This window comes from Ruegeria sp. K11, assembly GCF_056531905.1.
On the sequence record NZ_JBQFMP010000006.1, the window covers coordinates 132,342 to 152,946 of the forward strand.

The window sequence follows — 20,605 nt, forward strand, 5'->3', positions numbered from 1 at the left end:
GGGGTTAAACCTGCATAATTTCAGATTGTTTGGTCTCAAGTGCTTCGTCCACGACCTTGATCATCTGATCCGTCAGGTCCTGCACTTCGGATTCCCAGAATTTCTGGTCATCCTCGGACATGCCGTCCGCCTTGGCTTTCTTGATCTGGTCCATCCCGTCGCGCCGCACGTTGCGGATCGAGACCCGGGCGCTTTCGGCATATTGACCGGCGACCTTGCCCAGTTCACGCCGACGTTCTTCGTTCAGTTCGGGAATCGGCAACATGATGATTGTGCCATTCAGCTGAGGATTGATCCCTAGGCCACTTTCACGGATCGCCTTTTCCACTTTTCCGACCAATGACTTGTCCCAGACATTTACAGTAACCATGCGCGGTTCCGGCACGTTGACTGTGCCCACCTGGTTGATCGGTGTCATCGAACCATAGGCGTCCACCATGACTGGTTCCAGCATCGAGGCCGAGGCACGGCCCGTGCGCAAGGACGCAAATTCAGTCCTCAGGTTCGCCATCGCGCCGTCCATACGGCGTTTCAAATCGTCGGTGTCCAGTTCGAAATCGTCAGACATACTGCTCACTCCCGGTCTTCAAGTGCTAATTGGTTGGGTCTTACGCCATTGCACATGGGATGTATAGCAATCATGGGGGTGAATTGTGCCCTAAGCCAGAACTGTTTCCGGCATTTTTGTGAACTGTTCAAAAAAAAAAATCCGGCCAGTCAGAATAACCAGCCGGACAATGGTGGTGTGACCTCGTCAGGCGTTCACGTCAACAACAACGCGCCCCTTGACCTGCCCTTTGAGAATATCGGCCCCGAGTTGTGGCAAATCCGACAACGTGGCTGGATGAACCATCGCCTCCAATTTATCCATCGGCAGGTCGGTCGCGATGCGGGACCACGCACGCACGCGGTTGTCATAGGGCTGCATCACACTGTCGATGCCCAGCAGATTCACTCCGCGCAGCAGGAAGGGAATGACCGTCGCCGGCAAAGCCGCACCGCCGGCCAGACCAACAGCAGCAACGGACGCGCCATATTTCATCTGTCCCAGCACACGGGCCAGCATCTCGCCGCCAACCGCATCCACGCACCCGGCCCAGGTTTCGCTTTCCAACGGGCGCTTGGTGGTCTCGTTCAGTTCCTCCCGCGGAACAATCGTCGTGGCTCCCAGAGATTTCAGGTATTCCCCGGTTTCCGGCCGTCCGGTGACTGCAGCGACCTCATATCCCAGATTCGCAAGAATAGCGGTTGCGACGGACCCCACCCCTCCGGCGGCGCCGGTGACCAGAACCGGCCCGTGCCCAGGCTCCAGACCGTGATCTTCAAGCGCCATAACGGCCAGCATGGCGGTAAACCCGGCCGTTCCAACAGCCATGGCCTGACGCGCAGACAACCCTTCTGGCAATGGAACAAGCCAATCGGCGCGGGCGTTCGCCTTCTGCGAATAACCGCCCCAATGCGCCTCTCCGACGCGCCAGCCGGTCAGCACCACCTTGTCACCAGCCTTGTACCGGTCATCAGAGGAGGCTTCGACGGTTCCGGCATAGTCAATCCCCGGAACATGTGGATAAGCGCGAACCAGCCCGCCCCCTTTCGGTGACATGCACAGCCCGTCCTTGTAATTCACTGTCGAGAACTCGACGGCAACGGTCACCTCACCTTGAGGCAGCGCGTCCAGCGAAAGCTGCCGGACCGACGCACCGGCCAGCCCGCTGTCTTCGTCTTTGTCCATAACCAGAGCATTGAACATGTTTGTTATCCTTTCGTTTTCCGGTGATCCGCCGCAGCGTTTCGCCTGATCAAATCCAAAAATGAGGCCGCACAACCGCGTCGCGCATGCCGACGGGTGTCTCAACTTCCAGCGCAGTCCCGGGGTCCCAATGGCTGAGCCGCAACATCCCGATAGACACGTTGGTTTCGTAATCGGGGGACCAGGCCGAAGATGTAACCTGCCCCACGCGCTTGCCATCGACGAAAACAACCCAGGGCCGGTCACAGATCGGGACTGCATCGCCTTCGATCGAAATCGGACGAATTTGTTGCACCGGCCCTTCCTTGGCAACCCGCAACAACGCGTCCCGTCCGATACAACCGATGGCCGTATGAGTGTTGCAGAACTTGCCTAGGCCGCATTCATGCGGCGTGTTGTCGTCGGTCATGTCATTGCCATAGGACAGCAATCCACCTTCGATGCGCTCGATCAGGTTCGGGCATCCGGCGCGCACATTCAGGTCTTCGCCCGCTGCAAACAGAGCATTCCACAGCGGCATGCCGATATCGCTGCCCTCGACATAAATCTCAAAGCCGCCTTGTTTGGAGTAGCCCGAGCGTGCAACCGCCAGATCACGGCCCTCAAACTGGAACATGTCGAACTTGAAAAAGCGGATATCCCGCACGCGGTCGCCAAAGACCCGTGACATCAACTCATCCGCCTTGGGGCCCTGAACTGCCAGCGGAGAGACGTCCGGTTCATCCACCAGAACGTCCAGACGATATCCGTTGGCCAACCCTTTGACCCAATAAAGCAAATCGCTATCCGCAATCGAAACCCACCACCGATCCTCGGACAGCTTAACCGCCACAGGATCGTTCAGCATGCCGCCAGTTTCATCGACAATCGGGACGTAATAGCACTGTCCGGGCAACATGCCGCGCAAGTCGCGCGGAGTCAGCATCTGCATCAGCCGCGCCGCATCCGGTCCGCGCAGTTCGACCTGCCGCTCGCACGAGACGTCCCAGACCTGAACATGTTGCTTCAGGTGACGGTAGTCATCGACCACGCTTTCAAACACGGTCGGCAGCAGCATCCGGTTGTAAACCGTGTATGCCTTGACCCCTGCGGCCTCGACACCTTCGGAAAACGGTGTTCTGCGCAGTCGACGAGATACGGAAATCTGAGCCACCTAGACCTCCTGAGGTAGAAAAACCAGATCACTGACCGGCGCGGCCGAGCCTGATTGCGTCAGCATTTGATGCAACTGGCCGCGATGATGGGTCTGATGGTTGAACATATGGATTACGCATTGCGCGTAATCCCTTGTCACATCAGCTTCTTTCGCTGCTGAATACCACGTGAAATCACCTGTCAAAGGCGCGGTACCCAGGCTGTTTGCCCAGTCGGCAATTCGCTGGTCGATCTGGTCGCGCAATGGCAACCATTCGGACAGATCAGCACAAAGACCAGTGCTTTCAGGTATTCCGCCTCCCGGTCCTGCACCTTTGTCAAGACGGGATATCCAAATCCAATCCCCCCACAGAAGGTGGTTCGCCGTTCCCATGATCGAGCCAAAAAAGGCTCCCTGATCGCGGGTGAGCACCTCTGCAGGCAACGCAGACAGAAAGCCCTTCAACTGGCTGTTTTGCCAGATATTGTAGCGGGCCATTTGCTGCACATATGCCCCGGTTATCATCATTTTGGTCCGTGCCAGTCGATCGGGCAGATCTCGGCCGACTTGCCGCCGAAATCCCAGACGCGGCCATAATCGCGCACTTTGGATTTTGTACCCCGCGCAACGATAATATCCGGCCCCATCCAGTATTTCGAGTTCGACACCATCACCGGATGCTCGGGGTCTTTCCCTGCCAGCATCTCGATCTCGCCCTGAATTTTGCGGCCAATGGCGATCCGGCGCTTGTTGCCATCGCGTTCGATCTGAACAGGGGCACGCTCGGCGCCGATAATGTCGCTGACCAGCATGGTAAACAGCCCCGTCGTGCCTCCGGCCTGTCCGCTGAAGATTTGCAGCAGGCCATTATAGGCCTTACCGCTGGCGCGCTCGTCCACATAGGCCGCGACTTTCCACTGGCCTTCCCCCATACGGCCTGGGATGTCGACCAGAAGACCCACGTTTAGACCCGACAGGTCTTCGCCCTCAAAGTGACCCTCGTCGATGATGATCCCCATCCACGCGTGGCAATGCCCCTCGGTCGGAGGATGCGCACCAAGCGAAACGACACATGGGCAAAACACATCGCACGAGCAATTGAGGATCAGCTCACCCTTGACGGCCCAATCTGTCGGGCTCATCTCGCGCCGCTTGGGGTTGGGCATACGACTGTCGATACGTTGACTGATCGGTAACCGGTCGGCATCTGGTTTTCTGTTTTTAGCCATAAGGTTAACCTCCGTAGATAAAGGGATAGACGAACAGGCCAACGCCGCCTGCAATTAGAACGAAGCCCATTGGGCGCGTGATGACATGACCGATCTGGGGCAGCTTTTCGACCACCATGAACAGGGTCGCCAAACCCATCCACAACAGGCTCATGACACCGCCGACAAAGCCGAGCGCCATGAATCCCCAGCAGCAGCCGACACAAAATGCGCCAAGGCCAAGACCCATGCGAAGACCGCCGGTGAATCCCGTTTTCCAGTGACCTAAAAAATAGGTAATCGGAGCATGGCAGACGCCATGGCAGACCTCTTTCGCTCGGGAGAACTGAAAGGCACCGACGACAATTAGCAAACCGCTGGCAAAGGTCGTGGATTTCGCAATGCCCAGCATGTCTACAACGCCGCCAAACAACAGCATCAGCTGCACCCCGGTGATCAGTGCGGCGAACCCGACCCAGACAATGAAATACCCGGTTAACACGCCGATCCAACCGGCGCGCGACCCATTGGCGCTGCGGATCAGATCGTCATAGCTGCGCAAGGTCGGCACCAGTGTCGGCAGCATCATTGCTGCCATCATGATCGCCCACATCCAGAACAACGGTCCAAATTCTGCCATGGGCATATACATGTCCATGCGCGGATCCATCGCGGCCATGGCCTGCCCCATAGGGCCCGGGCGTCCGATCCAGTCCAGATCCATGCTCTGGCTCATTGCGTACATCATCCACCACGCCCAAAGGATCGCAGCGTAAAATCCCAGCCACATGCCATTGCGTAGAACCGTGCGACTCACCTGCCCCTCCCGACTCAGAGCTTGCAATTCAAATGTCAGACTTTTAAATGTCAGACAAATAAAAAATCAACACCGCAGGCCCTTGCCTTGAAAATCGACCCCCAGAACCCGGCCGACCTGTCGGCCCAGATCGCTCAGGCCATTCGCGACGCCATCATTTCGGGCCGGCTGATAGTGGATGAGCGTCTGCCGTCGGAAACTGAGCTGTCAGAGCAGTTTCAGGTGTCGCGCCCTACAGTGCGCGAAGCTCTTAAACGCCTTGCTGCACAGTCGTTGATCCGCACCCAACGCGGTGCAACCGGGGGTGCGTTTGTCAATCGTCTGAGTTTCGAAGACGCCTATTCGCAACAGATCACAACCTCGACCCTGTTGCTGTCGATGAATGCGGTCAGTTTCGATACCGCCTGCGAGGCGCGTTATGCGCTGGAACGCGCCTGCGCCCCGATGTCAGCTCAGCGCCGCACCGCGGATCATTTGGCCACAATGCGGGCCGAGATTTTTCGGCAATCCCAGCCGGGCCTGACGGATGAGGCATTCTGCGCCTCAGACGTGGCTTTTCACCGGGCTTTGGTCGATGGCGCGGGCAATCCGGTTCTGTCCTATCAGCTGGCAGGCGCGGTCGAGGCCATGCAACCGCTGATGAACATGATCACGTTTACCGAACGGTCGCGGGAAGAAATCATCGCCTTGCATAATCAAATCGCTGACGCGCTGGACGCGCAGGATGCGGCAAAGGTTGACGAAAAACTCGTGGCATTGGAAGGATACACCCGCCAACTGGCGCAAAATGTGGCCGAGAGCCGTCGCAAACGTGGATAATGCGCCCTTTTCAACAGGCTGGAACGGGTTAACTGTGTTCAATGCAATCCGAGTGAGAACCGAATGACCACGACCCTGAACGTTATCGCTGCGCTTCTGACAATCGGCTTTGGCCTGTTCGGATTTCTCGCCCCGGCCTGGACCGCAACATCACTGGATCTGGCCCCGACAGACAGCACCATGGGCCTCAGCGAAATGCGCGCCTCGGTCGGCGGCTTGTTTGTCATCACCGGGATCGCTGTGCTGTGGCTGAACGCGCCGATGGCCTATGCGATGTTGGGCGTGGTTTATCTGGGCGCCGCCTCGGGGCGCTTTCTGTCGGTCATTCTGGATAATCCACCCTTTGCCAAGGCGATGGTTTTTGGTGGAATCGAATTGGTTCTGGCGATCTGGCTGATTGCCGCTAACATGAACCGCGCCACGTAGAATATTGTTAACCCAGTAACTTATTCAGTGTATTCCGCGTTTGCATCCCTGCCGATCCTCACCTATATACAAAGGGTCCTTCGGGACTATGGACATAAACGCGCTCGTAATAAGCGGATCGGACCCGGGGGCGGTACCCGGCGGCTCCACCAACCATCCTTCGTTTGGGGATTTCGGGGCCGAAACAGGATCGACGAACGTCTAAAGGGGTTAGCTTTGTCTCGGCTGTCTGCCACCGTTACCGGCGAAAATAGTACAATTGCAAACGACAATCGTGCTCCGGTTGCAGTTGCTGCGTAAGCAGTAACAAGACCGAAACTTAAGCCCTTGCGCCTAGCCGCGTAAGGCGGGGTTCGCAGGTACCTGGCAACAGAAACCTGCATTTTTCCGATTATGTCTGCTTTTTGTTGTCTTGCTCAGGCAAAATTCAGAGTTTGTTCATTTCTATCGGTCACCTTCAGGTCGAAAGACAGGAGGGCCAAGATGACGAATTCCGACAGGCTGCGGGCGTGGTATTCCGAGGTTTGGGAAAAAGGGAACACGGACGCGATTGACGACTATTTCGCTCCGGACACATTAGCCGAGGGGCTGATCCCGGAAATGCAGGTCGGCGCGGATGACTTTCGCGATCTGGTCATGGCGTTTCGGCATGTTCTTGGCAAGATCACCGTGGAACTCCCCAAGGTGATCGAGCATGGGGATTGGGTTTCCGGCATCCTGCATGTTCGCACGTTCCGTGCTGACAATGGTGCGCCTCTGGAAGTCTCGGGTCAGGTCATGGCCCGTTTTCAAGGCGACAAGATGGTCGAGGCATATAACCAGTTCGATTTCGTATCTCTGTTCGAACAGTTGGGTCAGTTTCCGCAAGACACGTTACCGATATGTATGACCGGGCAACGTCTGGATTGGGCCTGACCTTGCCGCAAGCTTGACCGCACAGCCCTGCCACGTTAGCAAAATCCCCAAGGGGTTAGCTTGCGAACACCCCACCAAACGGCAGTTCAAGTTCGCATGGATCCGATCTGATAAGGAGACATGCTGTGGCTGCCCCAAAAGCGATTACCACGAAACAACACATGCGTTTGGTCGAATCGCCGCATGCGCCGGTTCTGATCGACAGGGATGCCGATGTCGATGTTGCGGTCGACCCTTTACTGATCTTCGATCCGCCGATCTGCATGGCGGAAATCATCCGCGCAGCGCGTAACAATCGGCACCATCTGTTGCCAGAAGCAGTTGGTTTGGGGGCGGTATCTATGCGTCGGTATTGTCGAGTCCACGACGATCACCAACGGCCAAAGGCAGGTATGTCGCTTTGTGATGCATTGTTTCGACGGGACTGCGACGGGTTCGGGGAAGGTCACGCATGACCCCGCCCTCGCTACGCGAACTGTTCCGGGTTTTCGGCCGGATCGGCCTGTTATCCTTCGGCGGTCCTGCCGCTCAGATTTCGCTGATGCATCAGGAACTCGTTGAACACCGCTCCTGGTTGGACGAGCAAACTTTCCTCAGGGCATTATCCCTGTGCATGTTGCTGCCCGGACCTGAAGCCATGCAACTTGCCACCTATGCGGGTTGGCGTTTGCGTGGTGTCCGAGGCGGTATGATCGCCGGTTGCCTATTCATCCTTCCCGGTGCGCTGATCATCGCGGTTCTGGCCGTCGCCTATGCCTTTTTCGGAGCGCTTCCGCTGGTGCAGGCCGGATTTCTCGGGGTCAAAGCCACGGTGATCATCATCGTTTTGCAAGCCTTGCGGAACCTGTCACGCAAGGCAATGACCGAACGGTCACATCGTCTGATCGCCGGTCTGGCATTCTTTGCAATTTTTGCGCTTAACTTGCCCTTTCCGCTGATTATCCTTGTGGCGGGTATTTGGGGCTATTTCTGCACGGCTGAAAACGTCGGCGCCGTAGACACTTCCCCTCAGTTTCCGTCGTACCCTCTGCGCACGGCCTCGGTTTGGTTGGTTTTGTGGCTTGCTCCACTGGTTGCCTTGCAGGTTTGGGGGCACGACTTGCTGAGCGATTTGGGATGGTTCTTTGCGCGTTTGGCCGTGGTCACATTCGGCGGTGCATATGCGGTTCTGGCCTATATGACACAAACCGTGGTCGAGACTTACAACTGGATCAGCACCGATCAGATGATCGATGCGCTTGGGCTGGCTGAAACAACCCCCGGCCCGTTGATTCTGGTCACCCAGTTCGTAGCCATGCTCAGCGGGCAGATTGCGGGTGGAACACCGCTGGCTATTGCTGCTGGCATTGTGGCCCTTTGGGCGACATTTGTACCGTGTTTCTTGTGGATTTTCCTCGCTGGACCGTTCCTCGACCAAATCTCGGCGCGACCGCGCCTGAGCGCGGCGATGCGGGGCATCACGGCTGCGGTCGTCGGCGTGATTCTCAACCTTTCGGTGTGGTTCGGATTGAATGTCCTGTTTGCCAATATATCGAACCGCACCTTTGGACCGGTCACCGTTCCGGTCCCTGACGTTATGACATTGGACCTGTCAGCTCTGATTTTAACAGTTCTGGCAGGGGCGTTGATTTTTCAGCTCAATTTCGGCCTGGCCAAGACATTGACGATCATGGTTCTCGCCGGGATCGGGATGCAATTTTTGTGATCAATACTGTTTCAACCAGCCTTTCGTTTCCGACCGAATCCCTTATGCTGAACGCGACCACTTTCGAGGATTGATAATGTCGCAAGACATCGACTACGGGAATCTGATGCACTCGGCGATGCGCAGTCTGATTCAGACTGTGCTGACGGATGTGGCGGAAAAGGGCCTGCCCGGGGCACATCATTTCTTTATTACTTTCGACACCCGGTACGAAGGCGTCGAACTGGCCGATTGGCTGCGTGATCGTTACCCGGACGAAATGACAATAGTCATGCAGCACTGGTTCGAAAACCTTGAGGTCGGCGATGACGGCTTCGCCATCACGCTGAATTTCGGCGACGCGCCCGAGCCGCTTTACATCCCCTATCTGGCGATCAAGACATTTGTCGACCCGTCAGTAGAATTCGGGTTGCGATTTGAAAGCCCCGATGACGAGGACGAGGCTGACCACTTCCCTGAAGAGTCGATCGAAGTCGAGGCCGAGGACGAACCTCAGCATGACGCAGACGTGGTCTCGCTGGACAGTTTCCGCAAGTAAGTCGCGCTCAGTAAACAAACGCCTCAGCGTTTTTCGAGAAATGTCTCAACCGAGCGCGATTTGACCCCATCGCGAAACCGCGAGAAGGACAGGTTCAGGCCACCTTCGGTCAAGGTGCGGTCGAATTGCTGCAGCTCGTACCCCCCCGTTTCCGAGATGAATAGAGAGAATACTGTCAGGGTCTCGCCGTCGATTCGGCCCCATACAAAAGGTTCCCCCTTCATCGGGTCCAGCGGCACTTCGTGACCGAAAACATTGCGCCTCATTGCGGCGGAATAGACGTCTGGGCGGTCTGACACTTGAAAATCGACCGAGTACTTCTCGTCTTTGACACGGCCATCCGGCTTGTAAGTCGTCGTCGTCCAACTGATGTTGAAGCCACCTTTTACCTCGTGAATCGACACGCTCATGTCGCGCGGCGTGGCGGTGCCATCGGTGTCCACCACCTCGGCTGAGCCGACATAATCCCCGACGAAGGGCTCGATGCTGGCCGCATGCGCCTGATTGGCCCAGGCGGCAACCCAAATTGTGATTGCAACGGCGCAGTACGCAGCGTGCAAAGGCATATCAAAAAGTCTTACACGCATCAGAGCCTCCGTTGATGTCTGATCTCTATCTTAAACCTAGTGCGGTCGGGTACAATGGCACTGTTTTCGCTAACGTGCATTATTTGCGGGTTCGTGCCGTCTATACCTTTGAAAGGTCCGGGTTTATGGTGCGCGCAACTGGCCGATTGCGCTACGGCTCTGCTGTGGTAAACGGCATGCAATTGCATACCAGACGGAGTGACCGATGTCCCAGACCCGCACCGAATCCGACAGCTTTGGCCCGCTTGAGGTGCCTGCCGACAAATACTGGGGCGCGCAGACCCAGCGTTCGATCATGAACTTTCCCATCGGCTGGGAAAAGCAGCCGGTTGCGATTGTTCGCGCGCTGGGCGTGATCAAGAAAGCCTGCGCGATGGAGAATAAATCGATCGGCAAGCTGGATGCCAAAATTGCGGATGCCGTCATTCAGGCCGCAGGGGAAGTCATTGATGGCAAGTTCGATGACAATTTCCCTCTGGTTGTCTGGCAGACCGGTTCGGGCACGCAGTCGAACATGAACTCGAACGAGGTCATTGCGAACCGCGCAATCGAAATTCTGGGCGGCGTGATCGGATCAAAGGACCCGGTACATCCGAACGATCACTGCAATATGGGCCAGTCTTCGAACGATACATTCCCCACCGCGATGCATATCGCCACAGCGATGAGCGTACGCGATGTTCTGATGCCGGGTCTGGAAAAACTGGCCTCTGGTCTTGAGCAGAAGGCAAAGGAATTCGCAGGCATCATCAAGATCGGGCGCACGCATACTCAGGATGCGACCCCGCTGACGCTCGAGCAGGAATTTGGGGGATACGCACACCAGATTCGTCAGGGCATCGCCCGGGTCGAGGCCGCCATGCCCGGAATTTACGAGTTGGCACAAGGCGGTACAGCTGTCGGCACCGGTTTGAACACGCATAATGGATGGGACACCGCCGTGGCCGCGAATATGGCCGAGATTACCGGCCTGCCCTTCGTCACTGCGCCCAACAAGTTCGAGGCTTTGGCCGCGCATGACGCCATGGTCTTCTTGTCGGGCGCGCTGGCGACCGTCGCAGGGTCCTGCTACAAGATCGCCAACGATATCCGCTTTCTCGGGTCCGGTCCCCGGTCCGGTCTGGGAGAGTTGGTGTTGCCGGAAAATGAACCGGGCTCGTCCATCATGCCGGGCAAGGTCAACCCCACACAAGCCGAGGCGCTGACTCAGGTGGCCGCGCATGTGATGGGCAATGATGCGGCGATCAAGTTTGCCGGTTCACAGGGCCATTTCCAACTGAACGTCTACAACCCGATGATGTCTTACAATTTGCTGCAATCCATTCAATTGCTGGGCGATGCAGCCGACAGCTTTACCGAACGGATGCTGCTGGGCATTCAGGCGAATGAACCGCGCATCGACAAGCTGATGAAAGAATCGTTGATGCTGGTCACCGCACTGGCCCCGACAATCGGCTATGACAACGCGACAAAGGTTGCAAAAACGGCGCATAAAAACGGCACCACCCTCAAGGAAGAGGCGATTGCGCTGGGCTTTGTCGATGCCGAGACCTTTGACGCGGTTGTGCGTCCGGATCAGATGATCGGCCCGAAAGACTGATGGGCAAGCCGATTAACCTCAACCGGTATCGCAAGGAAAAAGCGCGGGCTGAAAAGAAGGCCCGCGCGGATCAGAACGCTGTTAAGTTCGGTCTGTCCAAATCTGAAAAAGAAATCGACCGACGGCTTCAGCAGAAACAACAGCGCAACCTCGACAATCATGAGTTGGATGAATGAGCGGACCTCCGGTCAAACGCTCATTGACTTTGCAGGGACACCGGACCTCGGTCTCGCTTGAGGATGAGTTCTGGTCGGCGTTCCGTGATATCGCCAGAGAAGAAGAATTACCCATCAATGTGTTGGCGGCGCAAATTGACGCACAGCGCGATCCCGAAACCGGTTTGGCCTCGGCCATTCGGGTCTTTATCCTGAACCGTTACCGAAACCCGGATTGATCCCCTTGCACGTTGTTCACTCTGGCGGTTAAGCTTTGGAGGAACAAAGAGAGTACATATGACCGATACTGTGACCGGTCCTGACGGACAGCCGAGATGCTTTTGGTGTAACGCCGCGCCCGAGTTCTTTGAATACCACGATAAGGAATGGGGATATCCCGTTGCCGAGGATCAGAGGTTGTTCGAAAAGCTCTGTCTTGAGAGCTTTCAGTCGGGGCTTAGTTGGCGCACAATTCTAGCCAAGCGCGAAAACTTCAGAAAGGCGTTTTGCGGCTTTGATTTCAACAAGGTGGCGGCGTTTTCTGATATTGATATTCAACGGCTTCTCAACGATCCAGGTATCGTGCGTCACAGCGGCAAGATCGAAGCCGTGATCAACAATGCGCAGCGCGTGTTGGAGTTGATTGAGGCCGAAGGCTCTCTTGCCGCATATGTCTGGCGTTTTGAACCGGAACACCCGCCCGAACCCCGGACGGTGTCAACTTCGGTCGAGTCGATCGCGATGTCCAAAGACCTGAAAAAACGAGGCTGGAAATTCGTCGGCCCAACAACGGTCTACGCGTTCATGCAGGCGATGGGCTTGGTCAATGACCACGCAAGGGATTGCGTGATGCGCGAAAAAGCGGCGCAACTGCGCCGCGATTTCACCAAGCCGGAATAACCCCGGGTTTACACCGAAGCGCGATAAATCTTGTCGATATTGCTGCCCAACGCACCGTTGAACACGTCATCGGATTGCTGCTTGGACAACCCTTCGGTCAACGCGCGCGAGAATGATGCGATCATTTTGGTGTTCTGATCCAGCAATTCACAGGCCTCGGCGGTCGAATACCCGCCCGACAACGCCACAACCCGGATAACGCGCGGATGGTCGGCCACGTCGTCATATAGGTTGGCCTGACTGGGCAGGGTCAGTTTCAGCATCACCTCTTGCCCTTCGGACAGTTGATCAAGGTTCTTGAGAAGCTCGGCCTTCAGGATATCTTCGGCCTCGACCTTGGTTTCCGAGTGTATGTTCACCTCGGGCTCGACAATTGGAACCATGCCGGCATCGGTCACCTCACGTGCAACATCGAATTGCTGTGCGACAACGGCGGCGATCCCTTTGGCGTTTGCCTCATGAATAACCGAGCGTTCCTTGGTGCCAAACACGCCCTCGGCATTCGCAAGGGTCTCGGCCAAGCCGGGAATTGGCTTCATCAATTGAACGCCGTCTGCCTGATCCTCAAGTCCTTTGTCGATCTTAAGAAATGGCACGATGCCTTTGACAGACCACAAAAAATCGGCAACCTTTCTGCCGTCAATCTCTTCTGCCAAAGTGCGTTCGAACAGGATCGCGCCTATTACCTTATCCTTGGTGAAATCGTCAGCCAGAATGATCCGGGCGCGCATTTTCTGAATTTCGTCGAACATTTCGGCGTCCGATGCGTAATCCGAAGCTTCCACACCGTACAAGGCCAGCGCTTTGGGGGTCGAACCTCCGCTTTGGTCCAAGGCTGCGATGAATCCTGCACCGTTGGACATTTGCGCACGCTGTTCTGACTTGGACATAACCAATTCCCATTCAATATGATTCCGCTTTGAAAATCGCATACATCAAGGCGTGGTCGGATGGTAGCGTGTTAGCGCTCAACCACGCGCAACCAGATGCCGTCTTTTGATCGGACGGTCAGGTGCGCGACCGGTACGGGCGTTCTGCCCTCGATTGTTTCGAACCTGAACCGACGCAAAAGCATCGACAGAATCAAGGGACCTTCGATCATTGCAAAGCCCGCACCGGTGCAGACACGTGATCCGGCCGAGAAGGGTATGAACGCCGTGCGTTGGCAGGTGCGACCGTTTTCGGTGGCCCAACGCGCCGGATCAAACGCATCCGGGTTGTCCCACAGGCGTTCATGCCGGTGCAAATGCCAGGGGCTGACCACGATCTGTGATCCTTTGGGGATATCTCTGTCACGGAACCGCTCGGGGCAAATCGACTGCCGTACCATCATGGGAACTGGCGGGTAAAGGCGCAGAGCCTCCCGAAATACATCCCGGCTGATATGCAAGCGCGACGCAGACGAGAACGAAATCTCTCCAATAGCCTCTATCTCGGAAGCAATCTTATCCTGCCAGTCCGGATAAAGCGCCACGAGATACAGCGTCCACGCCAAAGCCGAAGCACTGGTTTCATGACCGGCCAGAAAGAAAATGGCGACCTGATCGACCATTTCCTGCGTGTCAAAACCCCGGCCCGTTTCAGGATCGGTTGTGGTCATGATCTTGGTCGCCAGATCATCCGGTGCCAGCCCCGAGGCAATGGCCGCCGCCCGGTCCGCTGTCAGGCCCTGAATCAACCCCCGGATATCGCGCGCGGTCTGGCGAGTTTTTCGGGAATGAAACCGGGGCATCCAGCGCGGCATCGGAAGGAATGCGGCGAGGTTCAGCAAAGGCTGCTCGCGTTGATAATCCCTGAATTTCTCAAAGACCTGCGCTGCCACCTCATGCTCGATGGGAACCGAGAACAAGGTTCGGAAAATCACGTCCGCAGCCGCGTGGCTTGTGATTTCCTCGCATTCAATTGCGCCGCCAGCATGATTTCGCAGACGGTCCACGCAGGCCTCAGCCGCCGCGCGCATGGCGGGAAACGTATCCTTTAGCCGACCTCCGGCGAAAGCCGGGTCAATGATACGGCGCTGGCGTTCCCAGTCTTCTCCGTTCGTCAGAAAAACCGAATTCCCAAGCAGGGGGCGCAAGCCTTCGCTGATCCGGCTGGATTTCGGGAATGCTTTGGGACGGGATTTGAGAACGGTTTCGACAAGTTCCGGCTGGTTGATCATGTAGGATCGGAAAAAGGGTGTCCGAAACTCGGCCATCCACGCCCGGTAAAGGCGCTGAGGTTGCGCCGAAAGCAGGTCACGCCGAAACAGCCTGAGATATTGCCACAGAGACACCTGGTCCGGCCGGGCCTCCGGTTTGGGCGGGGTCATGCCGTCACCGTGGTGTATTTCGATACTGATCTTTCTACGCGTGATTTTGACGGTGCGCGACCGGCGAAGCGTTGCCCAAGTGTCAACGGGCCCGCAGTTATCCGAAAATAGTCATACTCACCGGGCTTATCAAACGCGCAGAGATATTGGAAATGCAGGCGGAAAAACCGCCACCGCAAGCTGGTCCAGGTCTCTGGCGACAGGGTTTGCGTGAAGGCGGCGGACAGGACCAGCGGCCAGCGTTTCGCCGGGCCGGCCACGCCACTGACGGCCACCGGATCACATAGGGCAAAGGTGCAACCATCGCCCGGGGCGGAAACGTCGATCCACGTCAGCTGCTCGTGCTCCGACAGGTATTTCAAATCCGCGCGCAGTTTATGGGCATTGGGAAGAAAGGACATCATCGGCACCACCTGACCGAGCGTCAGGAACGACAGGGTTGGTCCCTGGTGCCTAGTGCTGCGTCGCCTTAAGAGATTTGCCATCACAGTTGCCCCCAAATGGGCACCAGAGCTGTGACCGACTATCAGAATTTCATCTGCATCCGACGCGGTCGCCTGATCAATCAGATCGGTAAACGCGTCCAACCGGGATTGCAAATCGGGCGAATATGACCCTTTCAATCGGGCCGAATGCGCATAGTCGTGCATCAGGTAATAGGCGAATAATTTGTTGTCGACCTTTCGAAACCACCGCAGCAAAGCCCAGAACAACACCACAGCCGGGGCCAGCGCTGTCCACCACAGCATAGGTTTCAGTACGTAGAGAACCGCAACAGACAAAGCCCCGGCAATGAGCACCTGCAGAACCAACATGCCAACCGGATAAAGCGCTGCGATAACAGGTCCTTTGCGCAAGGTCATCAACCGCCACAACGTGCCTGTGGACGCGTAGATCCACGCTGTTTGCAACAGTTGCAGATAGGTAGCCGGGATCGATCGGTCCATGCTGTTGCGCACGATATCTGACCAGAGCAGAACTTCGATATCCGTCTGAACCTCTGTGCCGTCCTGCGTCGACGTTATATGCCATCCATAAGGGCCGTCACCAGATTTTGCCCACACAGCGATTTCATAACCCGAGATTTCCGCCTGGATACTGCTTTCTTTGCGATACAGTTCCCGGTACCGACGCGGATGGATCGGATCATAGCCGGGAATATAGAAAACCCTGCGTTTTCGGACCTGTGGTTTGGATCGCACACTGCTCATTTCGGCGCAGCGTAGCGCAGCAATCTTAACAAGGTAAGACCATTTGCCCTGATCGCTGCGCGCCGTTTTACCCGAAGGCGGCCAGCGCGGGGAAGGTCTCCAGCAGCCACCAGCTGAACTCGGTGAATAGCCCGGTGATCAGCATAATGCCAACAAACAGAAGCAACCCGCCCATCAACTTCTCGATCGTGGCCATATGCGGTTTGATCCGGTTCATCACCGCCATTGAGCGGTTCAGGAACATTGCTGCCAGCAGGAACGGAATGCCCAATCCGGCTGCATAAACGCCCAGAAGGAAAGTCCCGCGTGCCACCGACGCCTCAGACGCGGCCAGAGACAGGATCGCACCCAACTGCGGACCGATACAGGGCGTCCAGCCAAACGCAAAGGCCAGTCCCAGAATATAGGCCCCGAAAACTGATCCGCCGGATTCCCCGGTTTCGACCCGGGCTTCACGGTCCAGCAGTGGAATACGGAAGACGTTCAGGAAATGCAGTCCAAAGACAATGACCACCGCGCCCGATATCTTGGCGAACAGAACCTGATTCTGTATGACGAAAGCACCAAAGGCAGAGGCCGTGAAACCAAGCAACAGGAACACGGTCGACAAGCCCAGCACAAAAAACAGCGCGGTCAGGGTTGCCTTGCGGCGGGCTTGGGCCTGATCCTGCATCTCATTGATGGACACGCCGCTCATATACGCGAGATAGGGCGGCACAATCGGCAGCACGCAGGGCGACAGAAAGCTGATCAAACCACCCAGCATTGCGATGAACATGGCGGGCAGCAGGCCCGCGTCTATGATATCAATTCCGAACATGTGATTGCACATATGGTATGAAACGCGCCACGTCACGAGGCCATTCGGTCACATCATCGTGCGCGCCCGCTGGACAGTAGCGCGGGTTGCAAATATTTGAAACGTATGACTGAAGATACCGAGACACTGGACGCACTGGGTTTGTTATGCCCCCTGCCCGTTCTGAAAGTCCGCAAACGGCTCAGATCCGTGCCAGCCGGAGGGTTGTTGCGTTTGCTGGCGGATGACCCTGCCGCCGCAATAGATGTGCCGCATTTCTGCGCCGAGGCCGGACATACCCTGGTGTCGCAGGACGACGCCGAGGACCATCAGGTCTATCTGATCCGAAAGTCCGAATGATACCGGCGGAATTTACTAATGCCCATAAAAGAAAGGCGAGCCCTCAGGCTCGCCTTTCTTTTTATTTCCCAAGCGACCACCACCCGCGCCGCTTTGGCTTGGCAGGAGTCGGGTCAGGTTCTTCCGCAACTGTTTCGAGAACGGGCTCCGGTGCCTCGTCAGGGGTCACATCCACGGCACCCTCTGCTGGCAGCTCTTCACCCGAAGCAGTCACCGCCTCAACGGACGGCTCATCCTCGGTGCCGTCCTGAGCAGCTTCGATCGCTTCCGGTGCTTCAGTCGGTTGCGTATCTTCCGCATCTGTCGCTACAGCCTGATCAGAGGCTGCTGCATCAACAGTATCGCTGTTTTCTGCCGATTGTTCAGTGTCTGATGCCACCACCTCAGCCACAGTATCCACATCTGCGGTTTGCTCTGCGTCGGCTTCCGCTGTCTCAGCGGCTTCGGCTTCGACATCCTTCTTCCGACGACGCGGTGCGCGGCGCTTCTTTGGTTTAGCAGGCTTTTCAGCGTCTTCCTCGGCGGTCTCAACCGTTTCCGACGCTGCATCCGACTCAGCCGCTTTTTCCACCTCGCCTTCCGCAGGTGCCGCATCCGGTGCGTCGGCCTCGGCTTCCGGCGCTTCTCCATTGCCCGAGCCCTTTTTCCGGCGGCGACGACGACGCTTGCGTTTGGGTTTGGTTTCCTCTTCGGCCTGAGCGACCTCTTCCTCGACCTCTTCCTCGTCAGTGGTGTCAACCAGATCCATCAGCGACGCATCAACCGACACCACAGGCGCGGTGGCCTCAGGCACCACACGGCTGGCGGTCTTGAACTTCTCCATCGAGAAATCGGGGCTGACCAGATGCACATCACCCTCGATCCGCACCGAAAGGCCATAGCGCGCCTCGATCTGCGCGATATGTTCGCGCTTCTGGTTCATCAGGAAGTTTGCAATGCTGACCGGACAGCGCACCAGAACCTCGCGCGAGCGGCGGCGGGTGCCTTCTTCTTCGATCTGACGCAGGATCGACAGCGCCATGTTGTCATCCGAACGGATCAGACCCGTGCCATGGCAGGCCGGGCATGGTTGCGTTGTTGCCTCGATCATACCGGGGCGCAAGCGCTGGCGGCTCATTTCGAGCAGTCCAAAACCGGAAATCCGACCAACCTGAATACGGGCACGATCGGTTTTCAGCTTGTCTTTCAGCCGCTTCTCAACCGCGGTGTTGTTCTTGCGCTCGTCCATATCGATGAAATCGATAACAATCAGACCGGCAAGGTCACGCAAGCGCAACTGGCGCGCCACTTCTTCGGCGGCCTCCAAGTTGGTCTTAAGTGCGGTTTCCTCGATCGACCCTTCCTTGGTCGCCCGGCCCGAGTTCACGTCGATCGCCACCAGCGCTTCGGTCACACCGATCACGATATAACCACCGGATTTCAGCTGCACCGTCGGGTTGAACATCCCGGCCAGATAGCTTTCCACCTGATAGCGCGCAAACAAAGGCAGCGCGTCCTCATAGCGTCTTACGTTCTTGGCATGGGACGGCATGATCATCTTCATGAAGTCCTTGGCGATGCGATACCCGCCCTCGCCTTCAACCAGCACTTCGTCGATGTCGCGGTTATAAAGATCACGGATCGACCGCTTGATCAGGTCACCTTCTTCGTAGATCTTCGCAGGCGCGATGGATTGCAGCGTCAGCTCGCGGATTTGCTCCCACAAACGCTGCAGATACTCATAGTCTCGCTTAATCTCGGATTTCGTCCGTTTCGCCCCGGCTGTCCGCACGATCAGACCCGCGCCAGTCGGCACGTCGATTTCCGAAGCGATATCTTTCAGTTTCTTGCGGTCCGCCGCGTTGGTGATCTTACGGCTGATACCGCCGCCCCGCGCAGTGTTTGGCATCAAGACACAGTAACGACCGGCCAGAGACAGATACGTCGTCAGCGCCGCGCCCTTGTTGCCGCGTTCTTCCTTGACGACCTGCACCAGCAGAACCTGGCGCACCTTGATGACTTCCTGAATCTTGTACCGCCGTGGACGGGGTTTGCGCGGTGGACGAATGTCTTCGCTGTCGTCTTCATCCGCCACCGACTCAATCGATGAGTCCTTCGAAGTCGCATCAACGCGTTCTTCACCTTCATCCGCATCGGCGTCGGAATCCGAGGCTTCTTCCGACTTGTCAGCCTGTAATTCAGCAACGGGTGCCTCTTCGTTCGCGTCTTCCGAGATACCCTCTGCGGGCTCTACTTCGACGTTCGCTGCTTCATTCTCCTCCGCAGACGGTGCCTCAACGGCGGGCGCGTCCTCTGCAATGACCGCGTCCGACCCGGCCGCGTCATCCTCGCTCACAGCCTCTGGCTGCTCTGCCGCCTCAGTTTCATCGGCTGGTTCTTCAACCGGCGTATCCGCGACCCGCTCTATCGGAGAGGTACCTTCGGGTACAGCCAGATCAGCTGCTTCTTCGCCTTCATCCAGATCAATGGTTTCCATCCCATTGGGTTCTGAAGACACCTCAAGCGTTTCGACAGCATCCTCCGATTTGACGTCCGCAGCCTTGCTGCGAGAACGGGATCGGCGCTTTTTCTGCTTGGCCTCATCGGCCTCATCCCGCGCCTTCATCGCCTCGGCATAGGCGCGCTCTTCCTCCATCAGTGCCTCGCGATCCGCGACGGGGATCTGGTAATAGTCGGGATGAATCTCTGAAAACGCCAGGAACCCGTGCCTGTTCCCGCCGTAATCAACAAATGCCGCCTGCAGCGACGGCTCGACCCGAGTTACCTTTGCAAGATAGATGTTGCCAGCAAGCTGGCGTTTGTTTTCGGATTCAAAGTCAAATTCCTCAACCTTGTTTCCGTCGACCACCACGACGCGGGTTTCCTCCGCGTGGGTGGCATCGATAAGCATTTTCTTAGCCATGTGTCCTTGGTGCACCGCGCCAAACGCGTTGTCCTGACCCGTCCAGGCGGACAGGCGCTTTTGGGGAGGTGTCTTGTACGGGCGATATCAGACGGCGCGCGGCAGGGTCTGGCGCTTTGGCCCCCTGCCCGTATGTTCAATCGTTGCGCGCGCGTCATCGCGGTTCTTCTCCGACAGGCGCAGTGTGCTGCTGCCTGCCCATTTATTCCTTTCGCCCGATAGCGCGGGCTCAGGTACTCAACTGCCCCGGGTGGGGCACAATCGGCCTGCTGAACCGTGGGGGTTTGATCCTCAGCACCGGATCAGCAGCGAAACTCAAAGGTGCGGGACTTGCAGGCGTGAAATCGCCCAGCCCGTTCCGACACCATAAAAGCAGTCCTGTGGAAAAGACAATGGGCAAACTGCATGACCGCAACAGAAGGGCTACTGGATCTCTTCATCTGGCCAAAAATATCCCGGGGGTGAAT

The 20,605-nt window shown here is 57.0% G+C and carries 23 protein-coding genes and 1 other RNA gene; 12 read left to right on the top strand and 12 right to left on the bottom strand.

Features of this window, described 5'->3' with window-relative positions; all coding sequences use genetic code 11:
- Positions 1-4: 4 nt before the first annotated feature.
- From frr to ACR0K4_RS11360, 6 genes are all read right to left on the bottom strand, one after another.
- Positions 5-568: a ribosome recycling factor gene (frr, locus tag ACR0K4_RS11335; RefSeq protein ID WP_480520299.1), complete on the bottom strand. Its 564-nt coding sequence runs from the start codon at positions 566-568 to the stop codon at positions 5-7.
- Positions 569-754: 186 nt separating this feature from the next.
- Positions 755-1,750 (bottom strand): acryloyl-CoA reductase, encoded by a 996-nt coding sequence (gene acuI, locus ACR0K4_RS11340; RefSeq protein WP_480520297.1) that lies wholly within the window; start codon positions 1,748-1,750, stop codon positions 755-757.
- Between the two features lie 49 nt (positions 1,751-1,799).
- Positions 1,800-2,903: a dimethylsulfoniopropionate demethylase gene (locus ACR0K4_RS11345; protein ID WP_480854035.1), complete on the bottom strand. Its 1,104-nt coding sequence runs from the start codon at positions 2,901-2,903 to the stop codon at positions 1,800-1,802.
- A complete protein-coding gene (locus tag ACR0K4_RS11350; protein WP_480854036.1) occupies positions 2,904-3,383 on the bottom strand; it encodes a DinB family protein in 480 nt (159 codons plus the stop codon).
- Between the two features lie 26 nt (positions 3,384-3,409).
- The gene (locus ACR0K4_RS11355; protein ID WP_480520291.1) at positions 3,410-4,114 is read right to left on the bottom strand and encodes a DUF1326 domain-containing protein; all 705 of its coding nucleotides are present in this window, start codon (positions 4,112-4,114) and stop codon (positions 3,410-3,412) included.
- Positions 4,115-4,118: 4 nt separating this feature from the next.
- On the bottom strand, positions 4,119-4,883 hold the full coding sequence (locus tag ACR0K4_RS11360) for a DUF2182 domain-containing protein (protein WP_480854192.1): 765 nt from the start codon (positions 4,881-4,883) through the stop codon (positions 4,119-4,121).
- A gap of 114 nt (positions 4,884-4,997) precedes the next feature.
- Here ACR0K4_RS11360 and ACR0K4_RS11365 point away from each other — a divergent pair, with 114 nt between their 5' ends.
- The 7 genes from ACR0K4_RS11365 to ACR0K4_RS11395 all read left to right on the top strand — a co-directional run bounded on the left by ACR0K4_RS11365 (position 4,998) and on the right by ACR0K4_RS11395 (position 9,313).
- Positions 4,998-5,729, top strand: a complete 732-nt coding sequence (locus ACR0K4_RS11365; protein ID WP_480854037.1) for a FadR/GntR family transcriptional regulator — start codon at positions 4,998-5,000, stop codon at positions 5,727-5,729.
- Between the two features lie 63 nt (positions 5,730-5,792).
- The gene (locus ACR0K4_RS11370; RefSeq protein WP_480520287.1) at positions 5,793-6,155 is read left to right on the top strand and encodes a DUF4345 family protein; all 363 of its coding nucleotides are present in this window, start codon (positions 5,793-5,795) and stop codon (positions 6,153-6,155) included.
- A gap of 36 nt (positions 6,156-6,191) precedes the next feature.
- Positions 6,192-6,539: a transfer-messenger RNA gene (gene ssrA / locus ACR0K4_RS11375) on the top strand.
- 99 nt (positions 6,540-6,638) lie between these two features.
- On the top strand, positions 6,639-7,070 hold the full coding sequence (locus ACR0K4_RS11380; RefSeq protein WP_480520285.1) for an ester cyclase: 432 nt from the start codon (positions 6,639-6,641) through the stop codon (positions 7,068-7,070).
- Positions 7,071-7,195: 125 nt separating this feature from the next.
- Complete coding sequence (locus tag ACR0K4_RS11385; protein WP_480854038.1) at positions 7,196-7,525, top strand: hypothetical protein; 330 nt, start codon at positions 7,196-7,198, stop codon at positions 7,523-7,525.
- Positions 7,522-8,775 carry a chromate efflux transporter gene (chrA, locus tag ACR0K4_RS11390; protein WP_480854039.1) on the top strand — a complete coding sequence of 418 codons (1,254 nt, stop codon included), beginning with the start codon at positions 7,522-7,524 and terminating at the stop codon, positions 8,773-8,775. The genes ACR0K4_RS11385 and chrA overlap by 4 nt, the downstream gene beginning before the upstream one ends.
- Before the next feature lie 76 nt (positions 8,776-8,851).
- On the top strand, positions 8,852-9,313 hold the full coding sequence (locus ACR0K4_RS11395; protein ID WP_480520279.1) for an SspB family protein: 462 nt from the start codon (positions 8,852-8,854) through the stop codon (positions 9,311-9,313).
- A 23-nt stretch (positions 9,314-9,336) separates the two neighbouring features.
- Here ACR0K4_RS11395 and ACR0K4_RS11400 read toward each other — a convergent pair whose 3' ends face one another.
- Positions 9,337-9,900, bottom strand: a complete 564-nt coding sequence (locus ACR0K4_RS11400; protein ID WP_480854040.1) for a hypothetical protein — start codon at positions 9,898-9,900, stop codon at positions 9,337-9,339.
- Between the two features lie 205 nt (positions 9,901-10,105).
- On the opposite strand from ACR0K4_RS11400, the gene fumC reads away from it, so the two are divergent.
- From fumC to ACR0K4_RS11420, 4 genes are read left to right on the top strand one after another with little or no spacing between them, the layout of a single operon-like run.
- Positions 10,106-11,500, top strand: a complete 1,395-nt coding sequence (gene fumC / locus ACR0K4_RS11405) for a class II fumarate hydratase (protein ID WP_480520275.1) — start codon at positions 10,106-10,108, stop codon at positions 11,498-11,500.
- Positions 11,500-11,676, top strand: coding sequence for a DUF4169 family protein (locus ACR0K4_RS11410; protein ID WP_480520273.1), 177 nt, complete (start codon positions 11,500-11,502; stop codon positions 11,674-11,676). Before fumC ends, ACR0K4_RS11410 begins: the two co-directional genes overlap by 1 nt.
- A complete protein-coding gene (locus tag ACR0K4_RS11415; RefSeq protein WP_480854041.1) occupies positions 11,673-11,894 on the top strand; it encodes a ribbon-helix-helix domain-containing protein in 222 nt (73 codons plus the stop codon). Before ACR0K4_RS11410 ends, ACR0K4_RS11415 begins: the two co-directional genes overlap by 4 nt.
- A 58-nt stretch (positions 11,895-11,952) precedes the next feature.
- Positions 11,953-12,555, top strand: coding sequence for a DNA-3-methyladenine glycosylase I (locus tag ACR0K4_RS11420; protein WP_480854042.1), 603 nt, complete (start codon positions 11,953-11,955; stop codon positions 12,553-12,555).
- Between the two features lie 8 nt (positions 12,556-12,563).
- Here the strand turns inward: ACR0K4_RS11420 and ACR0K4_RS11425 are convergent, their stop codons facing one another.
- From ACR0K4_RS11425 to ACR0K4_RS11440, 4 genes are all read right to left on the bottom strand, one after another.
- Positions 12,564-13,445: a fructose bisphosphate aldolase gene (locus ACR0K4_RS11425; protein WP_480854043.1), complete on the bottom strand. Its 882-nt coding sequence runs from the start codon at positions 13,443-13,445 to the stop codon at positions 12,564-12,566.
- A gap of 71 nt (positions 13,446-13,516) precedes the next feature.
- Positions 13,517-14,866: a cytochrome P450 gene (locus ACR0K4_RS11430; RefSeq protein WP_480854044.1), complete on the bottom strand. Its 1,350-nt coding sequence runs from the start codon at positions 14,864-14,866 to the stop codon at positions 13,517-13,519.
- On the bottom strand, positions 14,863-16,077 hold the full coding sequence (locus tag ACR0K4_RS11435; protein WP_480854045.1) for a hypothetical protein: 1,215 nt from the start codon (positions 16,075-16,077) through the stop codon (positions 14,863-14,865). The genes ACR0K4_RS11430 and ACR0K4_RS11435 overlap by 4 nt, the downstream gene beginning before the upstream one ends.
- 67 nt (positions 16,078-16,144) lie before the next feature.
- A complete protein-coding gene (locus ACR0K4_RS11440; RefSeq protein ID WP_480854046.1) occupies positions 16,145-16,897 on the bottom strand; it encodes a cytochrome c biogenesis CcdA family protein in 753 nt (250 codons plus the stop codon).
- A gap of 105 nt (positions 16,898-17,002) precedes the next feature.
- On the opposite strand from ACR0K4_RS11440, the gene ACR0K4_RS11445 reads away from it, so the two are divergent.
- The gene (locus ACR0K4_RS11445; RefSeq protein ID WP_480854193.1) at positions 17,003-17,236 is read left to right on the top strand and encodes a sulfurtransferase TusA family protein; all 234 of its coding nucleotides are present in this window, start codon (positions 17,003-17,005) and stop codon (positions 17,234-17,236) included.
- 61 nt (positions 17,237-17,297) lie between these two features.
- Here the strand turns inward: ACR0K4_RS11445 and ACR0K4_RS11450 are convergent, their stop codons facing one another.
- Entirely contained in the window at positions 17,298-20,138 is a 2,841-nt protein-coding gene (locus tag ACR0K4_RS11450) for an Rne/Rng family ribonuclease (protein WP_480854047.1), read from the bottom strand.
- Positions 20,139-20,605: the final 467 nt, after the last annotated feature.

Coding starts and splice junctions, on each gene's coding strand:
- frr (WP_480520299.1), bottom strand. CDS start 568: ATGTCTGACGATTTCGAACTGGACACCGACGATTTGAAACGCCGTATG.
- acuI (WP_480520297.1), bottom strand. CDS start 1,750: ATGTTCAATGCTCTGGTTATGGACAAAGACGAAGACAGCGGGCTGGCC.
- ACR0K4_RS11350 (WP_480854036.1), bottom strand. CDS start 3,383: ATGGCCCGCTACAATATCTGGCAAAACAGCCAGTTGAAGGGCTTTCTG.
- ACR0K4_RS11355 (WP_480520291.1), bottom strand. CDS start 4,114: ATGGCTAAAAACAGAAAACCAGATGCCGACCGGTTACCGATCAGTCAA.
- ACR0K4_RS11360 (WP_480854192.1), bottom strand. CDS start 4,883: ATGTGGCTGGGATTTTACGCTGCGATCCTTTGGGCGTGGTGGATGATG.
- ACR0K4_RS11370 (WP_480520287.1), top strand. CDS start 5,793: ATGACCACGACCCTGAACGTTATCGCTGCGCTTCTGACAATCGGCTTT.
- ACR0K4_RS11380 (WP_480520285.1), top strand. CDS start 6,639: ATGACGAATTCCGACAGGCTGCGGGCGTGGTATTCCGAGGTTTGGGAA.
- chrA (WP_480854039.1), top strand. CDS start 7,522: ATGACCCCGCCCTCGCTACGCGAACTGTTCCGGGTTTTCGGCCGGATC.
- ACR0K4_RS11395 (WP_480520279.1), top strand. CDS start 8,852: ATGTCGCAAGACATCGACTACGGGAATCTGATGCACTCGGCGATGCGC.
- ACR0K4_RS11400 (WP_480854040.1), bottom strand. CDS start 9,900: ATGCGTGTAAGACTTTTTGATATGCCTTTGCACGCTGCGTACTGCGCC.
- fumC (WP_480520275.1), top strand. CDS start 10,106: ATGTCCCAGACCCGCACCGAATCCGACAGCTTTGGCCCGCTTGAGGTG.
- ACR0K4_RS11410 (WP_480520273.1), top strand. CDS start 11,500: ATGGGCAAGCCGATTAACCTCAACCGGTATCGCAAGGAAAAAGCGCGG.
- ACR0K4_RS11415 (WP_480854041.1), top strand. CDS start 11,673: ATGAGCGGACCTCCGGTCAAACGCTCATTGACTTTGCAGGGACACCGG.
- ACR0K4_RS11420 (WP_480854042.1), top strand. CDS start 11,953: ATGACCGATACTGTGACCGGTCCTGACGGACAGCCGAGATGCTTTTGG.
- ACR0K4_RS11425 (WP_480854043.1), bottom strand. CDS start 13,445: ATGTCCAAGTCAGAACAGCGTGCGCAAATGTCCAACGGTGCAGGATTC.
- ACR0K4_RS11430 (WP_480854044.1), bottom strand. CDS start 14,866: ATGACCCCGCCCAAACCGGAGGCCCGGCCGGACCAGGTGTCTCTGTGG.
- ACR0K4_RS11435 (WP_480854045.1), bottom strand. CDS start 16,077: ATGAGCAGTGTGCGATCCAAACCACAGGTCCGAAAACGCAGGGTTTTC.
- ACR0K4_RS11440 (WP_480854046.1), bottom strand. CDS start 16,897: ATGTTCGGAATTGATATCATAGACGCGGGCCTGCTGCCCGCCATGTTC.
- ACR0K4_RS11445 (WP_480854193.1), top strand. CDS start 17,003: ATGACTGAAGATACCGAGACACTGGACGCACTGGGTTTGTTATGCCCC.
- ACR0K4_RS11450 (WP_480854047.1), bottom strand. CDS start 20,138: ATGGCTAAGAAAATGCTTATCGATGCCACCCACGCGGAGGAAACCCGC.